Below are 14,572 nucleotides of genomic sequence, written 5' to 3'. Positions count from 1 at the left end.
ATTTCATGCCGCTCTGCATATATGTGACGGCAGCCATACCTTCAATCAAGCGGCGAGCGACATGGCGGACATCACGGAATCGGCCGTGCGCGGGGTTCTCGAAACGGTGATCGACCCGGCGACGGGCAAGAACATCGTCGCGCTGGGCATGGTCAGCGGCATCGCCACCCGCGGCGGACATGTTGCAGTGACCCTGGAGGTCGATCCGGCGCGCGGTGCGGCGCTCGAACCCCTGCGCCAGGCCTGCGAACAGGCGGTCCGCGCCCTGGCGGGCGTGCTGTCGGCAACCGCCGTCATGACCGCCGAGCGCCCCGCCGCCCCATCTCCTCCCACGCGGCCGGCGCCGCCGCCGCGCACCGGCCACGGACCGGCCGCCGCCGCCCGCATCGACGTGCCGGGCGTGAAGCACATCATCGCCGTCGCCTCGGGCAAGGGCGGGGTCGGCAAGTCGACGACCGCGGTCAACCTGGCGCTCGGCCTCACCGCCAACGGCGTCGCCACCGGCCTGCTCGACGCCGACATCTACGGTCCTTCGATGCCACGCATGCTGGCGGTCAAGGAGAAGCCCGAATCGGCCGACGGCAAGATGCTGAAGCCGATCGAGCGCTACGGCCTGCGCACCATGTCGATCGGCTACATCGTCGCCGAGGACACGCCGATGATCTGGCGCGGCCCCATGGTGTCGAGCGCGCTCGAGCAGATGCTGCGCGACGTGCAGTGGGGCGATCTCGACGTGCTGGTGGTCGACATGCCGCCCGGCACCGGCGATGCCCAGCTCACGCTGGCGCAGCGCGTGGCGCTCTCGGGCGCGGTGATCGTCTCGACGCCGCAGGACATCGCGCTGATCGACGCGCGCAAGGGGCTCAGCATGTTCCGCAAGGTGGCCGTGCCGGTCCTCGGCATCGTCGAGAACATGAGCTACTTCCTCTGCCCCAAGTGCGGCGAGCGGTCGGAGATCTTCGGCCATGGCGGCGCGCACGAGGAGGCCGACAAGCTCGGCGTGCCGTTCCTCGGCGAGATACCGCTGCATCTCGACATCCGCATGACGTCGGACAGCGGCCATCCGATCGTGGTCTCCAAGCCCGACAGCCCGCACGCGCAGGTCTACAAGAACATCGCCGGCCGGGTGTGGAAGCAGCTCACGGCCAACCAGCGCGGCCCCCGGCCGGCGCCGAAGATCGTGATGCGCTGACGCACGGCGGTTTTCGACCGTTTTCGCGGTTTTTGCCGAGTTGCCCGTTTTCCGTCCCGGATGAGAGAGATGACGCCCGATCATCCCGCAGTATGGGCACGATCGCGGCGCCGCACCTATTATGGGCAATGGCCGACGATCGAGGCCGCGATTTCCGCACTCCGAATCGCGTTCCATTGCCCATAATGCGACTTAGGAAGAGCGAATTTTCCCCAGCTTGCGGCGCGCGCTCTTCTTCGCCAGCGCCTTGCCCACCATGCCGTGCACGCCGATCATCGAGCCGGCGACCAGCTCGAGCGCCAGGAAGCGGCGCTCCTCGACCCAGCCGGGCAGCTGCAGGTGCAGCGCCAGGTCGCGGCGAAAACCGAACTGGTTGTAGTACTCGGGATCGCCGACCAGGATGATGCGGCTGTGGCCCTGCAGGCGCGACTGCGCCATCGCATGCCACATCAGCGCCTTGCCGTAGCCCAGCCCGCGCAATTCGGGCGCGATCGCCAGCGGGCCCAGCATCACCGCCGGCCACTTGTTGTTGATCAGCACCGGCCAGTTGCGGATCGAGGCGACCAGCCGGTTCTTCTGGTCGAGGCAGACGAAGCAGAGGTCATCGAGGGGCGGCACGTCCTCGCGCAGGCGATAGACCGTCCTGGTCAGGCGGTCGGGCCCGAACGCCGCCGCCGTCATCTCCTCGATCGCCTCCGAATCGCGCGGCCGCTCGCGCAAGAGGCGAAGGAGTCCTGGGTTTTTCTGCATAAGTGAGTTATGACAGCAGGTGGGGAATCGCTCAACGCATTAGCATAACGGGATGATCATCGAGGAAATCCGGGCCGCCATTGCGGCCAAGTCCAGCGCCCTGGTGCGCCGCTCGACGGCCGATTTGGCCGCCCTGATCCATCCTGATTTTCTCTACGTCACCTCCGGCGGCAAAAACCTCACCAAGGCCGACTACATCGATGTCGCCGTCAAGGGCCGGTTCGTCTACCACGATCAGCAGGTGCGCGAGCTGGATGTCCGGCTGTTCGGCACCATCGCCGTGGCCAGCATGCTCATGGACGACCGGTATGCGATCGAGGGCCGGGAGGTCACCGAGACCTTTTACGGTCTCTCTGTCTTCACCTATACGGACGGACGGTGGCTCTGGGTCGCGGGCCAGACGATGCTGCCGAGGTCACCCTAGGCAAGCTAACCTGGGCGAATGATCATCGAAGAGATCCGCGCCGTACTGGTGGCCAAGGCGAGCGCCCTTGTCCGCCGGTCGGCGGCCGACATGGCCGCGCTGATGCATCCCGACTTCGTCCACGTCACCGCCGGCGGTCGTACGCTGACCAAGGCCGACTACATCGACGTGTTCATCAACTCCGACAGGGTAGTCTACCACAGCCAGGAAGTGCGCGAGCTGGATGTCCGGCTGTTCGACACCGTCGCCGTGGCGAACATGGTCGTGGACGACCGCTGCTCGATCGACGGCCGGGAGATCGCCGAGACCTTTCTGGCACTCTCCGTCTACACTTGGAAGGACGGCCGCTGGCTTTGGGTCGCCGGCCAGACGGCGCTGCCGAGGTTGCCCTAAAGCGGCCTCAGGAGGGGGCATGATCGTCGAAGAAATCCGGGCCCTCCTGGCCGCCAAGTCCGATGCCCTGGTGCGCCGGTCGGCGGCCGACATAACCGCCCTGCTCCATCCCAATTTTCTTCTCGTCACCGCCGGCGGCAAGACCATCGGCAAGGCTGACTACATCGATGTCGGCATCACGGGCACGCTGGTCTACCACGGCCAGAAAATACGCGAGCTCGAGGTCCGGGTGTTCGACGATGCCGCCGTGGCGAGCATGCTCGTGGACGACTGGTTCACGATCGATGGCCGGGAAATCATCCAAACCTATCGGAATCTCTCCGTCTTCACGCGGCTGGACGGGCGCTGGGTGTGGGCGGCCAACCAGGCGATGCTGCCGACAGCCTCCTAAAGCGGGATCGGTTTCGTGGAATCGGCCGAAGCAAACCCTCCCCATTCATATGGGGAGGTGTCAGCGTCTTACGCTGACGGAGGGGTCATAAGCCCCACCAAGACTGAAGCCTATGACCCCTCCGTCGCGGATTACCGCGCCACCTCCCCATATGAATGGCGATTATATACTTGACGGTGTAGACGGCAAGGGCTAGAAATCGCCTCACAACCGAGGCTTGCCGTGTCTGCCGATCTCGCTGCTCCCCAATTCACCGATGAGAATGCCGCTCGCGAGGCACTTGAGGCGATCCGCTGGCCCGGTGGTCCGGTCTGCCCGTTCTGCGGTGTTGTGGGAAACATCACGCGGCTGCAGGGCAAGTCAGCGCGCCCCGGCCAGCTTCAGTGCAACGACTGCCGCCGCTCCTTCACGGTGACGGTCGGCACGGTTTTCGAGCGCTCGCACATCCCGCTTCACAAGTGGCTGCTCGCCTCGCATCTGATGGCGTCGAGCAAGAAGGGGATCAGTGCCCACCAGCTGCACCGCATGCTCGGCGTCACCTACAAGACGGCGTGGTTCATGGCGCACCGCATCCGTGAAGCCATGACGCCACCGAGCGGCGGCTCGCCGCTCGGTGGGAGCGGCAAGCACATCGAAGCTGACGAAACCTACATCGGCAAGAAGCACGGCAAGGTGGCGCGACGCGGCACGGGCCACAAGCGCGTGGTCGTGTCGCTGGTCGAGCGCGGCGGTGGGGTCCGCAGCTTCCACGTCGACACTGCCGACATTCCGACCGTGAAGAAGATCATCGACCAGCACGCGGACAGGGCCTCCACGCTGAACACTGACGAAGCGGCGATGTATTCGGGCGTCGGGCGCGAGTTCGCAAAGCACCAGATGGTGCACCACGGCCGCGAGGAGTTTGTGCGCGGTGATGCCCATACGAACACGCTGGAAGGCTACTTCTCGATCTTCAAGCGCGGCATGAAGGGTGTCTATCAGCACTGCGACGAGCGCCACCTGCAGCGCTATCTCAACGAATTCGATTTCCGCTACAGCAACCGCGCGGCGCTCGGCACCAGCGACAAGGAGCGCGCGACCAAGGCCCTGAAGGGCATCGAAGGCAAGCGCCTCACCTATCGGCGGATTAACCGCGAACAGGCCGCTTCGCTGGGGTAGCTGGCGACTTCGCCGGCTTCTTGCGGCCCTTCTTGACGACAGGTGAATGAGGCTGCGGCGGCGTCGCCAGCATACGCCGCACGACCGCCTCTGTGGCAGGATCGAGCTTAGGGGATTTTGGCATGAGCAATCCGTGGGACGTTATGGAGCGAGCGCCACAAGGCGACGCTGACGTGACTGGCATATATGAAGCCGTAGGCAGAGCACTTTCAATGTGGGAGATACTTGAAGAGGCAGTTGCAGCCTTATATGGCACGATTATTGGCACGCATTCACAGGCAGCAATGGCCGCCTATGGCACGGTAGCGTCGGGGCCAGGTCGCATGGGGATGATCGTTGCGGCTGCGGAAGCTGAACATACCTTTATCGACAAGCAGTCCTTGTCTGAGGTCAAAAGTCTTCTTCGCGAGATTGGCGAGCTTGCTGCTCGCCGCAATGACATCGCTCATGGCACTGCTGCCATGTTTTCAGGGTCCCTCGCTCAGGGGAATTACCTCGTGCCGCCCCGGTACAATACGAGGCGTCAGCAATCACCTCGACGAGTCTTCGATCTCTCCCGTTCCGACGAGTTTGTGTTCGGCCGCTTCAAGTATGCCTACACAGCCGCGCAGATCGATCGCTACGCAGACCATTTCTGGAACTACGTCGAGAAGGTCTACGATCTGCACGACAAGCTTACTGGCCTTCGCCTTGGGAAGGAGGCGAAACGGAACGAAGCCGTGAAGGCACGCGAGCGAGCGCAGCTTGAAGCATACGTTGAGCAACAACTTCAGCAACGCCGTCAGGACCAGTGAAGAAGATCGAATCGGCCAGCACTTCCGCCGCCGCTTCAGTCATGTCAGGCGTGGGTTCTGCCGGTAATGCACACATCTAACCCTCCATCGAGGGCTAGTGTGCTACACCGTCAGGTATATAATTGTCATATGAATGGGGAGGATTGGATTGCTTAGTCCAGGCCCAGCGCCGCCATCAGCTCGCGCCATTCGCGCGGATTGAGGCCGCTCGACCTCTGGTCGACCTTCTCGCCGGCGATCATGCGCTTGACCGCCGCGAGCCCGGTCTTCGACAGATGCGCGCCGCCCATGCGGTACTCCATGAAGGCGTCGTGGCAGATCGGGGTCCAGCGCTTCAGCGTGTCGATCATCACATCGGCATAGACGCGGATCTCGTGCTGCGCATGGGCGTCGGCGCGCAGCGACAGGAAGTGCATGAGATTGTGAAGGTTCGTCTTCCAGTACCACTGGGTATAAAAGGCGAGCGACAGGTTCATGCGCGCCAGCTCGCGCGCCAGGCCGGAGCGCTCGGGATCGAGCGGCTCGCCCGCCTCGCCCTCGTTCAGCATCTCCATGTAGTGCTCGTAGACCAGCTCGGCGTCCTTCTTGAGCAGCGAGAAGACGCGCTCGGCCTCCTTGCCGGTGATCACCTGGTCGCGGCCCTGGCGGTTGGCCTTGCTCTGCGCCGCGAGATGCTCGGGCCTGGGCAGGTAGAACTCGTTGTCGAGGATCGAGTAGCGCGCGGAATACTCGTTCACGTTGGCCGTGCGATGGCGGATCCACTGCCGCGCCACGAAGATCGGCAGCTTCACGTGGTACTTGATTTCGCACATCTCGAACGGCGTCGTGTGCCGGTGCCGCATCAGGTAGTTGATCAGCCCGCGGTCCTCGCTGACCTTCTTGGTGCCGCGGCCGTAGGAGACGCGCGCGGCCTGCACCACCGCCGCATCGTCGCCCATGTAGTCGATCACCCGCACGAAGCCGTGATCGAGCACCGGCATCGCCTGGAACAGGATCTGCTCCAGCGCCGGCGCGATCGGCCGCAAGGTCTTCTGGGCGTCGCCGCGCGCCTGGTCGATCTCGGCCTGCTGGTCGGTGGAGAGGGGCATGTCAGTCTTCCGGTCTTGTTTGCCCCACTCTAGCTTTTCAGGCCGACCCTCTGCCAGACGGGATAACCCGCCGCCGTCTATTCGACCTTGAAGGTGAAGAGCGGCCGCGGAACCGCAGACGCGGTGGCCGGCGCCGCCGCATGCCCCTGGCCGAGCACGCCGTCGCGGGTACGGATCTCGACGTCGAATTGCGTCCGGTCGGCCTGGGCCGCCAAGGCGCCGCGCAGGGCGATACTGGCCCGCGCCTCGAGGTGCGTCTGGCAATTGGCGCATCCCTCGACATGCCAGCGGCTCAGCACCCCTTCCGTGCCGACATGCTGTTTCTTGCCGTCGACGTGCGCGAAGACCGAGATCAGGAACGAGCCGCGGATGCGTGCCCGATTGAGACCGCGGACGGTCACCATCCGGGTCGGCCTCTGGACCGTCTCGCTGGACGCTGCGGCGGCCCCCCTTGTTCCCTTGGCCGAGGGCTTGGCCGGTTCGAGCGAACCCGGGCCATAGGTGTAGCCGAGCTGCTTCTCGATATTGATGCAGTCGAGCGAGGTGTAGGGCCGCTCCTTGCGGCTGACCTTCTTCTTGAAGGGATCGAGCGGCGAGTCGAGGGTCAGCCAGGAATTCGGCACCGTGCCCGGCGTCGCCCCCTGGCTGTCGACCGAGTTCGTTCCCGGATAGTGGGCGATGATCTCCAGCCGGTCGGTGGCCTTGTGCTTCTTCTGCCACAGCCAGAACAGGCGATCGATGTAGCAGTGGTGGAAGAAGAAGATCGGATCGAGGCCCGCGGTGTCGTTCTCCCCCATGTCGCCGTTGGCGCCTTCGATCGGCGAGAGGTCGTCGGTGCCGATGTCGTAGCCGCCGACAGCGAGATGGATGGCGTTGTGCGGGCTCTCGATCGGCACGACGGCCACGCCGGTGTCGTCCTTCCATTGCGCCGACGACGTGGTGTTCGAGAACACGGTGTAGTTCGGCGCGTCGAGGCAATCGCGATACTTCTGCGCCGTGTTGGTCGGGATCGTCTCGCCGTTCACCACGATCGACGAGCCGAGCCAGTTGACGATGTTCTGGTTCAAGAGCTTCACGTTCTCGTCGTAGTCAGGGTACTGCGCGTTGTGCTCATCGGTCGCCGCCTTGTCGCCCGGCGCGACCAGGCCGGACAGCGGGTAGCGCACGGTCTCGTAGCCCTTGGGCTTGCTGTAGTCGGCGGTGGGGTCCGGGGTGAGATGATCGACGACGTTCTGGTTCAGCACGAAGGACCGCAGCGGATTGGCGATGGTCTCGCCGTCGAGCACGAAGTCCTTCTGCGTCAACGCCCAGGGGATGCCGTCCTGCAGCGACTCCTCGCTGGTCTCGTCCCAGTAGGGCAAGGTCACGCCGGCACAGCCGGGAACGCTGCGCAGCGCATCCTCGAGCCGCATCACGTACATGCGGTGCCAGGTCGGGAAGAGGACGTTGCCGTGGTTGCAGTAGCCGCCCCAGTAGGAAGCGTTGCCCCAGCCGGCGCCACGGAAGGGTTCGCCGTGATAGCCGCCGATCATGAAGAACGAGTTCGGGTCGTCCGGCGGCAGCTCCTTGATGGCCTTCCAGGCCCGCATGAGAGTCTCGAGCGGCTTCTTCTTGCCGTTCTCGTAGTCGTCCTGCAGCGCCGTGAGCGACCGCCGGACCCTGAGTGGAACTTTCTTGGCCATGCGCTGTCTCCCCCGAGCACCACACCGCACCCACGTCGTGCAGGAACTGTCTTCCAGTTGCCGGTAGATGGTAAAGGCGATTCGCGTGACTTGTGCACGGACGTCTTCAAAAAGCCCGCTGGACCGCCTATATTGGAACTGTCGGGCAACCGACTATGGCGATAAACGCCGCGTGACATAAGCGTTTCGGACCCGGGGGCGGTACCCGGCGCCTCCACCATTCTCTCCCTCTCTCATCCGAGCGGGACCGATGGGGGCGAAATAGGATCGACGAGCGTGGTAAAGGCGCGGCTTTTGCTCGGTATGGTTCCGCCGTGACGGGCCACACACAAGTGCTAACGATAACACCGTTACACTCGCTGCTGCCGCCTAAACAGCGGACGTAAGCGCGGTTCGGGGGGGCACCGGGCAACAGAAGCCCCCTCACTTTCCTTCCTTTCCTTTCGGTGCATTCACGGCTATTGCCGCGTTGACTCTCCCCCATGGCGGGTCGATGCTTTTTGCCAAGGTTCCGCCCGTTCATGAACGACCGCTTCCACTACGACGCTCTTGTCGACGATGCGCTGCGCGGCGTCGTGCGACGCGTATTGCGCCAGGTCGCGGACAAGGGCCTGCCTGGCTCGCACCATTTCTACATCTCGTTCCGCAGCACCGATCCCGGCGTGAAGCTGCCGGACTATCTGCGCGCCAAGTACCCGGACGAGATGACCATCGTCCTGCAGCACCAGTACTGGGACCTGATCCTCACCGACGAGTTCTTCGAGGTGACGGTGAGCTTCAACAAGCAGCAGGAGCGCATAAAGGTGCCGTTCGCCGCGCTGTCGGCGTTCGTCGACCCGTCGGTGCGCTTCGGCCTGCAGTTCGACCGCAAGGACAAGGCGGCGCTGCCCGCCGAGAAGCCCGCGGCGCCGGCCGCCGCGACGCCGCTGCCGGCCCCGGAGAAGCGCCCGTCGCTCGGCGCCCCCGCCAACCCGGGGGCCGGCGAAGCCAAGGCCGACGCCGACACCAAGCCGGCGGAGACGCCGGAGAAGACCGACGATCCCGCCTCCAAGATCGTCAAGCTCGATAGCTTCCGAAAGAAGTAGCGCCTGTCATCCCGAGCGGTGCCGTCCTTTCCGCCTCGGGCAATAACGCTGGACGTGCCGCGTAATTTGCGGTTTTAGGGCGCTTCCCCGCCAGGAGAAGCCATGCCCGAGTTCCAGTTCCAGGAGATGTTCCCGTCGGCCGCGGACACCACGCCTTACCGCAAGCTCTCCTCCGATTTCGTCGGCACAGCCAAGTTCAACGGCAAGGACGTGCTCACCGTCGACCCCGAGGCGATCACGATGCTGACCGCCGCGGCGTTCCACGACATCTCGCACCTGCTGCGGCCGGGCCATCTCCAGCAGCTGCGCAACATCCTGGACGACGGCGAGGCTTCGTCGAACGACAAGTACGTGGCGCTCGAGCTGCTCAAGAACGCCAACATCGCGGCCGGCGGCGTGCTGCCGATGTGCCAGGACACCGGCACCGCCATCGTCATGGGCAAGAAGGGCCAGCAGGTCTGGACTGGCGGCGGCGACGAGGCGGCGATCGCCAAGGGCGTGTTCAAGACCTACACCGAGACCAACCTGCGCTACTCGCAGGTCTCGCCGATCTCGATGTTCAAGGAAGTGCAGACCGGCACCAACCTGCCAGCGCAGGTCGACATCTATGCGACCGACGGCGACGCCTACAAGTTCCTGTTCATCGCCAAGGGCGGCGGCTCGGCCAACAAGAGCTATCTCTACCAGCAGACGCCGGCGGTGCTGAACGAGGCCTCGCTGCTCAAGTTCCTCGACACCCAGATCCGCACGCTGGGCACCGCGGCCTGCCCGCCCTACCACCTCGCGATCGTGATCGGCGGCACCTCGGCGGAGATGAACCTCAAGACGGTGAAGCTCGCCTCGACCCGCTATCTCGACGACCTGCCGAGCGAAGGCAACGACAAGGGCGTCGCCATCCGCGACCGCGAGATGGAGCAGAAGGTCCTCGAGCTCACCCGCCAGATGGGCATTGGCGCCCAGTTCGGCGGCAAGTACTTCTGCCACGACGTGCGCGTGATCCGCATCGCCCGCCACGGCGCCTCGGTGCCGATCGGGATGGGCGTCTCCTGCTCGGCCGACCGCCAGGCGATGGGCAAGATCACCCGGGACGGCATCTTCCTCGAGGCGCTCGAGACCAACCCGGCGCACTTCCTGCCCGAGGTCGAGCCGCAGCAGCTCTCGGGCGAGGTGGTCACGGTCAATCTCGACAAGGGCATGGCGCACACGCTCTCGGTCCTCACCAGGTACCCGGTGAAGACCCGCGTGAACCTGACCGGCACGCTGATCGTGGCGCGCGACTCGGCCCACGCGAAGCTCAAAGAGCGGCTCGACGCCGGCCAGGGACTGCCCGACTACTTCAAGCAGTTCCCGGTCTATTACGCAGGCCCCGCCAAGACGCCGGAGGGCATGGCGTCCGGCTCGTTCGGGCCGACGACGGCGGGCCGAATGGACAGCTATGTCGACCTGTTCCAGGCCAACGGCGGCTCGATGGTCATGCTGGCCAAGGGCAACCGCTCCAGGCAGGTCGTCGACGCCTGCAAGAAGCACAAGGGCTTCTATCTCGGCTCGATCGGCGGTCCAGCCGCGATCCTGGCCAAGAACTGCATCAAGAAGGTCGAGGTGCTGGAGTATCCCGAACTCGGCATGGAAGCGATCTGGCGCATCCAGGTCGAGAACTTCCCGGCCTTCATCGTCACCGACGACAAGGGCAACGACTTCTTCAGCGAGCTGAAGATCTGAAAAGGGAAGGCCGGGAGGTTGCCCTCCCGGCCCGTTGCTGTCCTACAGCCGCTTCGCCCAATTCCCAGAAGAGCGAACCGGCCGCTTCCCGAACCTTGTCCCGAGCGAAGCGAGGGATCTTCTATTGGGTCAGAAAGATTCCTCGCTGCGCTCGGAATGACAATTACCCGCGGCAGCCCTCTTCCTTGGCGCACCAGCGGTCGATCCAGACGTTGCCCTTCTCGGCGTTGATCACCTGCAGCCACTCGCCGCGGCAGCCCAGCACGCGGAACTGAAAATCCTCGCCCTTGATCTGGCCGATCGGCGCGCCGAGCAGGCCGGGCTTGGTGAACATGGTGACGTCGCCGTCGAGCTTGGAGCTGACCGCCAGCGCATCGGCCGGCACCCAGCCGACCTTCGGCTTGCCGTCGACCGCGGTGTAGTCGGCGCCGCCCAGCGCGATCCGCGCCCAGCCGGCCTGGCTGCCGATCAGGGTGACATTGGAGGTCGAGACCTCGCGGCTCATGTCGCGGGTGGCGATCGAGCCGATCACGACGCCTTCCGGCGTCGGCGTGGCGCGCACCTCGAGCGGCTGGCCCGGCTGCAGCAGGGCATAGGCCTGCGTCGCCTTGCACGAGCCCGCGAGACCGGTGCTGGCGTCGACCGACTGTTCGAGAACGGCAAAGCCGGCAAGCACGGAAACCGTGCCAATGATCGCACGAATCATGGCGAACCCCTTCCCAAGTTGTGTGCCGGCCCAGGTCCCCACCCGCCAGCGCCTCTTACCCGAGGGTCATGTAGCAACACAGCTGTGTCGGAGTCGTGTCGTGCTTTGTATGTTTTGTAACTACAGTTACACGTTATCCACATGAAGCTGGCCAAGCCCCACCTCGATGTCGGCCTGTTCTCCAACCGGCGCGACGAGCAGCTGGCCTTCTGGCAGCAGGCGGTCGGCCTGCCCTACGACCACATGGGCAAGGTCGGCGGCGGGGTGCAGCAGCACCGCCATCACATGAACGGCTCGATCCTGAAGATGAACCACGCCCGCGATCCCCTGCCGGCGGTCGCGCCCTCGGGCATCGTCGGGCTGCAGATCGCGCGCGAGGGGCTGGCGGCGCCGCAGGCGCTGGCCGATCCCGACGGCAACAGGGTGACGCTGGTCCCGAAGGGTCATGACGGGGTCGAGGGCATCGCGATCCTGCTGCGTGTCAACGATCCCAGGGCGCACGACCGGTTCTGGACCGAGGCGATGCAGTACGAGCGGGTCGGCGAGGGCCGCTATCGCTGCGGCGATTCCCTGGTCGTGATCGCCGAGCAGGGCAAGGTCGAGCCGCGCGGCACGCAGTGGCGCGGCCCGGGTTACCGTTACACGACGGTGCAGGTGTTCGACTGTATCCGTGAAGTCGCGGGCATCGTCGCCCGCGGCGGCACGCCGAGCGGCGACGTGCGCGTGCTGGGCGAGACGGTGCGCTACGCCTTCGTCTGCGATCCCGACGGCAACCACATCGAGGTCAGCCAGCGCGCCAGCCTGACCGGCCCGCTGTCATCCTGAGCGAAGCGGAGGATCTTTTACGACCAGAGATCCCTCGCAAATGCTCGGGATGACGGCCGAGGGCCGTCACTTCCCGCCGGTGCGGGCTTCGAGGGCGGCCTTGAGGTCCTTGAGACCGAGCTGGACCGGCTTCGGCGCCGTACGGATGGCGCGGCGGGCGCGCTCCTCGGCATCCTTGCGGGCCTGTTCGGCGGCGAGGCGGGCCTCCTCGGCCTTGCGGGCGGCTTCCGCCGCTTTGGCGGCCGCGATGGCGGCGCGCTCGGCGCGGACGCGCTCACGCTCCTCCTGCACGGCACGGCGGCGCTCCGCTTCCTTCTCTTCGCGGAGGCGGGCGGCTTCGAGCCGCGCCTCCTGGCGGGCGGCGAACTCGGGGTCGTTCGTCGGATTCTTCTGCTTGGCCTTATCGAGAAGCGCCTGCTTGGCCTTGGCCTGGGCTTCCAACCGGTCGGTGAAGGTATCCTTGTTCTTCAACGCTTATCCTCTGTTGCTACTACTCGGCCGCCTGGGCGGCCTGCTTCCTGGCGCGCTTGCGGTCCTCGGGTTCGAGGAAGCGCTTGCGCAGCCTAATCGACTTTGGTGTCACTTCGACGAGCTCGTCGTCTTCGATGTAGGCGATCGCCTGCTCCAAAGTCATTTTCCGCGGCGGAGTCAGCCGCACCGCCTCGTCCTTGCCGGCGGCACGGATGTTGGTGAGCTGCTTTCCCTTCAGCACGTTGACGTCGAGGTCGTTGCCTCGGGAGTGCTCGCCGATCAGCATGCCCTGGTACACCGCCACACCGGGATCGATGAACATCGGGCCGCGGTCCTCGAGGTTCCACATCGCGTAGGCGACCGAGACGCCCTCGGCGTTGGAGATCAGGGCGCCGTTGCGGCGGCCCTGGATCGGCCCGCGAAAGGGTCCGTATTCGTGGAAGATCCGGTTCATGACGCCGGTGCCTCGGGTATCGGTGAGAAACTCACCGTGGTAGCCGATCAGGCCGCGCGACGGGGCGTAGAACACCAGGCGGGTCTTGCCGGCGCCGGACGGGCGCATGTCCTGCAGCTCGCCCTTGCGCAGCGAGATCTGCTCGACCACGGTGCCGGTGTAGGCGTCGTCGACGTCGATCACGACCTCCTCGATCGGCTCCAGCCGCTGGCCGGTCTGCGGGTCGGTCTGGAACAGAACCCTCGGGCGGCCGACGGCCAGCTCGAAGCCCTCGCGGCGCATGGTCTCGATCAGCACGCCGAGCTGAAGCTCGCCGCGACCGGCGACCTCGTAGGAATCGGCGTTCTCGGTGTCGCGCACGCGGATCGCGACGTTGCCCTCGGCCTCGCGCATCAGGCGGGCGCGGATCATGCGGGTGGTGACCTTGTCGCCTTCGCGGCCGGCGAGCGGGCTGTCGTTGACCATGAAGTTCATGGCGAGCGTCGGCGGATCGACCGGCTGGGCCGGCAGCGCCGTCTCAATCGTGAGGTCGCCCAGGGTGTCGGCGACGGTCGCGGTCTTGAAGCCGGCGATGGCGACGATGTCGCCCGCCTCGGCCTGCTCGATCGGCTGGCGCTCGAGGCCGCGGAAGGCCAGCAGCTTGGTGACCCGGGTCTCCTCGATCTTCTCGCCCTTGCTGTCGCCATGGCCGCTGATGGCCCGGAGCATCGTGTTGGGCTTGATGGAGCCCGACTGGATGCGGCCGGTCAGGATGCGGCCGAGGAACGGATCGGCTTCCAGCGTCGTCACCAGCATGCGGAACTGCGGGTCGCTGTCGACCTTGGGCGCCGGCACGTGGCGCAGGATCAGGTCGAACAGCGGCTCCATGTCCTTGTGCTCGGCCTCGAGCTGTTTCGCGGCCCAGCCCTGGCGGGCCGAGGCGAACAGGGTCGGGAAGTCGAGCTGCTCGTCACTGGCGTCGAGCGCCGAGAACAGGTCGAACACCTCGTCATGCACCTGGTGCGGACGGGCGTCGGAGCGGTCGACCTTGTTGATCAGCACGATCGGCTTGAGACCGAGACGCAAGGCCTTGCCGAGCACGAACTTGGTCTGCGGCAGCGGGCCTTCGGCCGCGTCGACCAGCAGGACCACGCCGTCGACCATCGACAGGATGCGCTCGACCTCGCCGCCGAAGTCGGCGTGGCCCGGCGTGTCGACGATGTTGACGCGGGTGCCCTTCCAGACGACCGAGGTCGCCTTGGCCAGGATGGTGATGCCTCGTTCGCGTTCGAGGTCGTTGGAATCCATCGCGCGCTCGGCGACCTGCTGGTTGTCTCGGAAGGTGCCGCTCTGCTTGAGCAGGCAGTCCACGAGCGTCGTCTTGCCATGGTCGACGTGCGCGATGATCGCGACGTTGCGGATGTCCATTCGGGGGATCGGTTTCCGGGGGAAAAGGGGGCT

The 14,572-nt window shown here is 65.4% G+C and carries 15 protein-coding genes and 1 other RNA gene; 10 read left to right on the top strand and 6 right to left on the bottom strand.

What is annotated here, in order from left to right:
- Positions 1-61: 61 nt before the first annotated feature.
- On the top strand, positions 62-1,192 hold the full coding sequence (gene apbC, locus J0J01_RS03835) for an iron-sulfur cluster carrier protein ApbC (protein ID WP_296378868.1): 1,131 nt from the start codon (positions 62-64) through the stop codon (positions 1,190-1,192).
- Between the two features lie 192 nt (positions 1,193-1,384).
- Here apbC and J0J01_RS03830 read toward each other — a convergent pair whose 3' ends face one another.
- Positions 1,385-1,912, bottom strand: coding sequence for an N-acetyltransferase (locus J0J01_RS03830; RefSeq protein WP_296378867.1), 528 nt, complete (start codon positions 1,910-1,912; stop codon positions 1,385-1,387).
- Positions 1,913-1,994: 82 nt separating this feature from the next.
- Here J0J01_RS03830 and J0J01_RS03825 point away from each other — a divergent pair, with 82 nt between their 5' ends.
- The 5 genes from J0J01_RS03825 (at position 1,995) to J0J01_RS03805 (ending at position 5,102) form a co-directional block, all read left to right on the top strand.
- On the top strand, positions 1,995-2,366 hold the full coding sequence (locus tag J0J01_RS03825; protein ID WP_296378866.1) for a nuclear transport factor 2 family protein: 372 nt from the start codon (positions 1,995-1,997) through the stop codon (positions 2,364-2,366).
- 18 nt (positions 2,367-2,384) lie between these two features.
- Positions 2,385-2,759, top strand: coding sequence for a nuclear transport factor 2 family protein (locus J0J01_RS03820; protein ID WP_296378864.1), 375 nt, complete (start codon positions 2,385-2,387; stop codon positions 2,757-2,759).
- Between the two features lie 19 nt (positions 2,760-2,778).
- The gene (locus tag J0J01_RS03815) at positions 2,779-3,150 is read left to right on the top strand and encodes a nuclear transport factor 2 family protein (RefSeq protein WP_296378863.1); all 372 of its coding nucleotides are present in this window, start codon (positions 2,779-2,781) and stop codon (positions 3,148-3,150) included.
- Between the two features lie 222 nt (positions 3,151-3,372).
- Positions 3,373-4,308: an IS1595 family transposase gene (locus J0J01_RS03810; RefSeq protein WP_296378862.1), complete on the top strand. Its 936-nt coding sequence runs from the start codon at positions 3,373-3,375 to the stop codon at positions 4,306-4,308.
- Positions 4,309-4,430: 122 nt separating this feature from the next.
- Complete coding sequence (locus tag J0J01_RS03805; RefSeq protein ID WP_296378861.1) at positions 4,431-5,102, top strand: hypothetical protein; 672 nt, start codon at positions 4,431-4,433, stop codon at positions 5,100-5,102.
- Between the two features lie 152 nt (positions 5,103-5,254).
- On the opposite strand, the gene thyX is transcribed toward J0J01_RS03805, so the two are convergent.
- A complete protein-coding gene (gene thyX, locus J0J01_RS03800; protein WP_296378860.1) occupies positions 5,255-6,190 on the bottom strand; it encodes an FAD-dependent thymidylate synthase in 936 nt (311 codons plus the stop codon).
- 77 nt (positions 6,191-6,267) lie between these two features.
- Positions 6,268-7,872 (bottom strand): tyrosinase family protein, encoded by a 1,605-nt coding sequence (locus J0J01_RS03795; RefSeq protein WP_296378859.1) that lies wholly within the window; start codon positions 7,870-7,872, stop codon positions 6,268-6,270.
- A 101-nt stretch (positions 7,873-7,973) separates the two neighbouring features.
- Here J0J01_RS03795 and ssrA point away from each other — a divergent pair.
- The 3 genes from ssrA (at position 7,974) to J0J01_RS03780 (ending at position 10,676) form a co-directional block, all read left to right on the top strand.
- Positions 7,974-8,300: a transfer-messenger RNA gene (gene ssrA, locus J0J01_RS03790) on the top strand.
- Positions 8,301-8,393: 93 nt separating this feature from the next.
- On the top strand, positions 8,394-8,957 hold the full coding sequence (locus tag J0J01_RS03785; RefSeq protein WP_296378857.1) for a ClpXP protease specificity-enhancing factor SspB: 564 nt from the start codon (positions 8,394-8,396) through the stop codon (positions 8,955-8,957).
- Between the two features lie 102 nt (positions 8,958-9,059).
- Entirely contained in the window at positions 9,060-10,676 is a 1,617-nt protein-coding gene (locus J0J01_RS03780) for a fumarate hydratase (RefSeq protein ID WP_296378856.1), read from the top strand.
- Positions 10,677-10,839: 163 nt separating this feature from the next.
- On the opposite strand, the gene J0J01_RS03775 is transcribed toward J0J01_RS03780, so the two are convergent.
- A complete protein-coding gene (locus J0J01_RS03775) occupies positions 10,840-11,382 on the bottom strand; it encodes a hypothetical protein (RefSeq protein WP_296378855.1) in 543 nt (180 codons plus the stop codon).
- 141 nt (positions 11,383-11,523) lie between these two features.
- Here J0J01_RS03775 and J0J01_RS03770 point away from each other — a divergent pair, with 141 nt between their 5' ends.
- On the top strand, positions 11,524-12,207 hold the full coding sequence (locus J0J01_RS03770) for a VOC family protein (protein ID WP_296378854.1): 684 nt from the start codon (positions 11,524-11,526) through the stop codon (positions 12,205-12,207).
- A 66-nt stretch (positions 12,208-12,273) separates the two neighbouring features.
- Here J0J01_RS03770 and J0J01_RS03765 read toward each other — a convergent pair whose 3' ends face one another.
- The gene (locus J0J01_RS03765) at positions 12,274-12,678 is read right to left on the bottom strand and encodes a DUF6481 family protein (RefSeq protein WP_296378853.1); all 405 of its coding nucleotides are present in this window, start codon (positions 12,676-12,678) and stop codon (positions 12,274-12,276) included.
- Positions 12,679-12,697: 19 nt separating this feature from the next.
- The gene (gene typA / locus J0J01_RS03760) at positions 12,698-14,539 is read right to left on the bottom strand and encodes a translational GTPase TypA (RefSeq protein ID WP_296378852.1); all 1,842 of its coding nucleotides are present in this window, start codon (positions 14,537-14,539) and stop codon (positions 12,698-12,700) included.
- Positions 14,540-14,572: the final 33 nt, after the last annotated feature.

It is taken from the genome of Reyranella sp. (assembly GCF_017305915.1).
Classification (GTDB): Bacteria; Pseudomonadota; Alphaproteobacteria; order Reyranellales; family Reyranellaceae; genus Reyranella.
The sequence above is the reverse complement of the archived record's forward strand: the minus strand, read 5'-3'. Positions and strand labels throughout refer to the sequence as shown.

Excerpts from the sequence above, each read along its gene's own strand:
- apbC (WP_296378868.1), top strand. The coding sequence starts at position 62 with ATGGCGGACATCACGGAATCGGCCGTGCGCGGGGTTCTCGAAACGGTG.
- J0J01_RS03825 (WP_296378866.1), top strand. The coding sequence starts at position 1,995 with ATGATCATCGAGGAAATCCGGGCCGCCATTGCGGCCAAGTCCAGCGCC.
- J0J01_RS03820 (WP_296378864.1), top strand. The coding sequence starts at position 2,385 with ATGATCATCGAAGAGATCCGCGCCGTACTGGTGGCCAAGGCGAGCGCC.
- J0J01_RS03815 (WP_296378863.1), top strand. The coding sequence starts at position 2,779 with ATGATCGTCGAAGAAATCCGGGCCCTCCTGGCCGCCAAGTCCGATGCC.
- J0J01_RS03805 (WP_296378861.1), top strand. The coding sequence starts at position 4,431 with ATGAGCAATCCGTGGGACGTTATGGAGCGAGCGCCACAAGGCGACGCT.
- thyX (WP_296378860.1), bottom strand. The coding sequence starts at position 6,190 with ATGCCCCTCTCCACCGACCAGCAGGCCGAGATCGACCAGGCGCGCGGC.
- J0J01_RS03795 (WP_296378859.1), bottom strand. The coding sequence starts at position 7,872 with ATGGCCAAGAAAGTTCCACTCAGGGTCCGGCGGTCGCTCACGGCGCTG.
- J0J01_RS03785 (WP_296378857.1), top strand. The coding sequence starts at position 8,394 with ATGAACGACCGCTTCCACTACGACGCTCTTGTCGACGATGCGCTGCGC.
- J0J01_RS03780 (WP_296378856.1), top strand. The coding sequence starts at position 9,060 with ATGCCCGAGTTCCAGTTCCAGGAGATGTTCCCGTCGGCCGCGGACACC.
- J0J01_RS03775 (WP_296378855.1), bottom strand. The coding sequence starts at position 11,382 with ATGATTCGTGCGATCATTGGCACGGTTTCCGTGCTTGCCGGCTTTGCC.
- J0J01_RS03770 (WP_296378854.1), top strand. The coding sequence starts at position 11,524 with ATGAAGCTGGCCAAGCCCCACCTCGATGTCGGCCTGTTCTCCAACCGG.
- typA (WP_296378852.1), bottom strand. The coding sequence starts at position 14,539 with ATGGACATCCGCAACGTCGCGATCATCGCGCACGTCGACCATGGCAAG.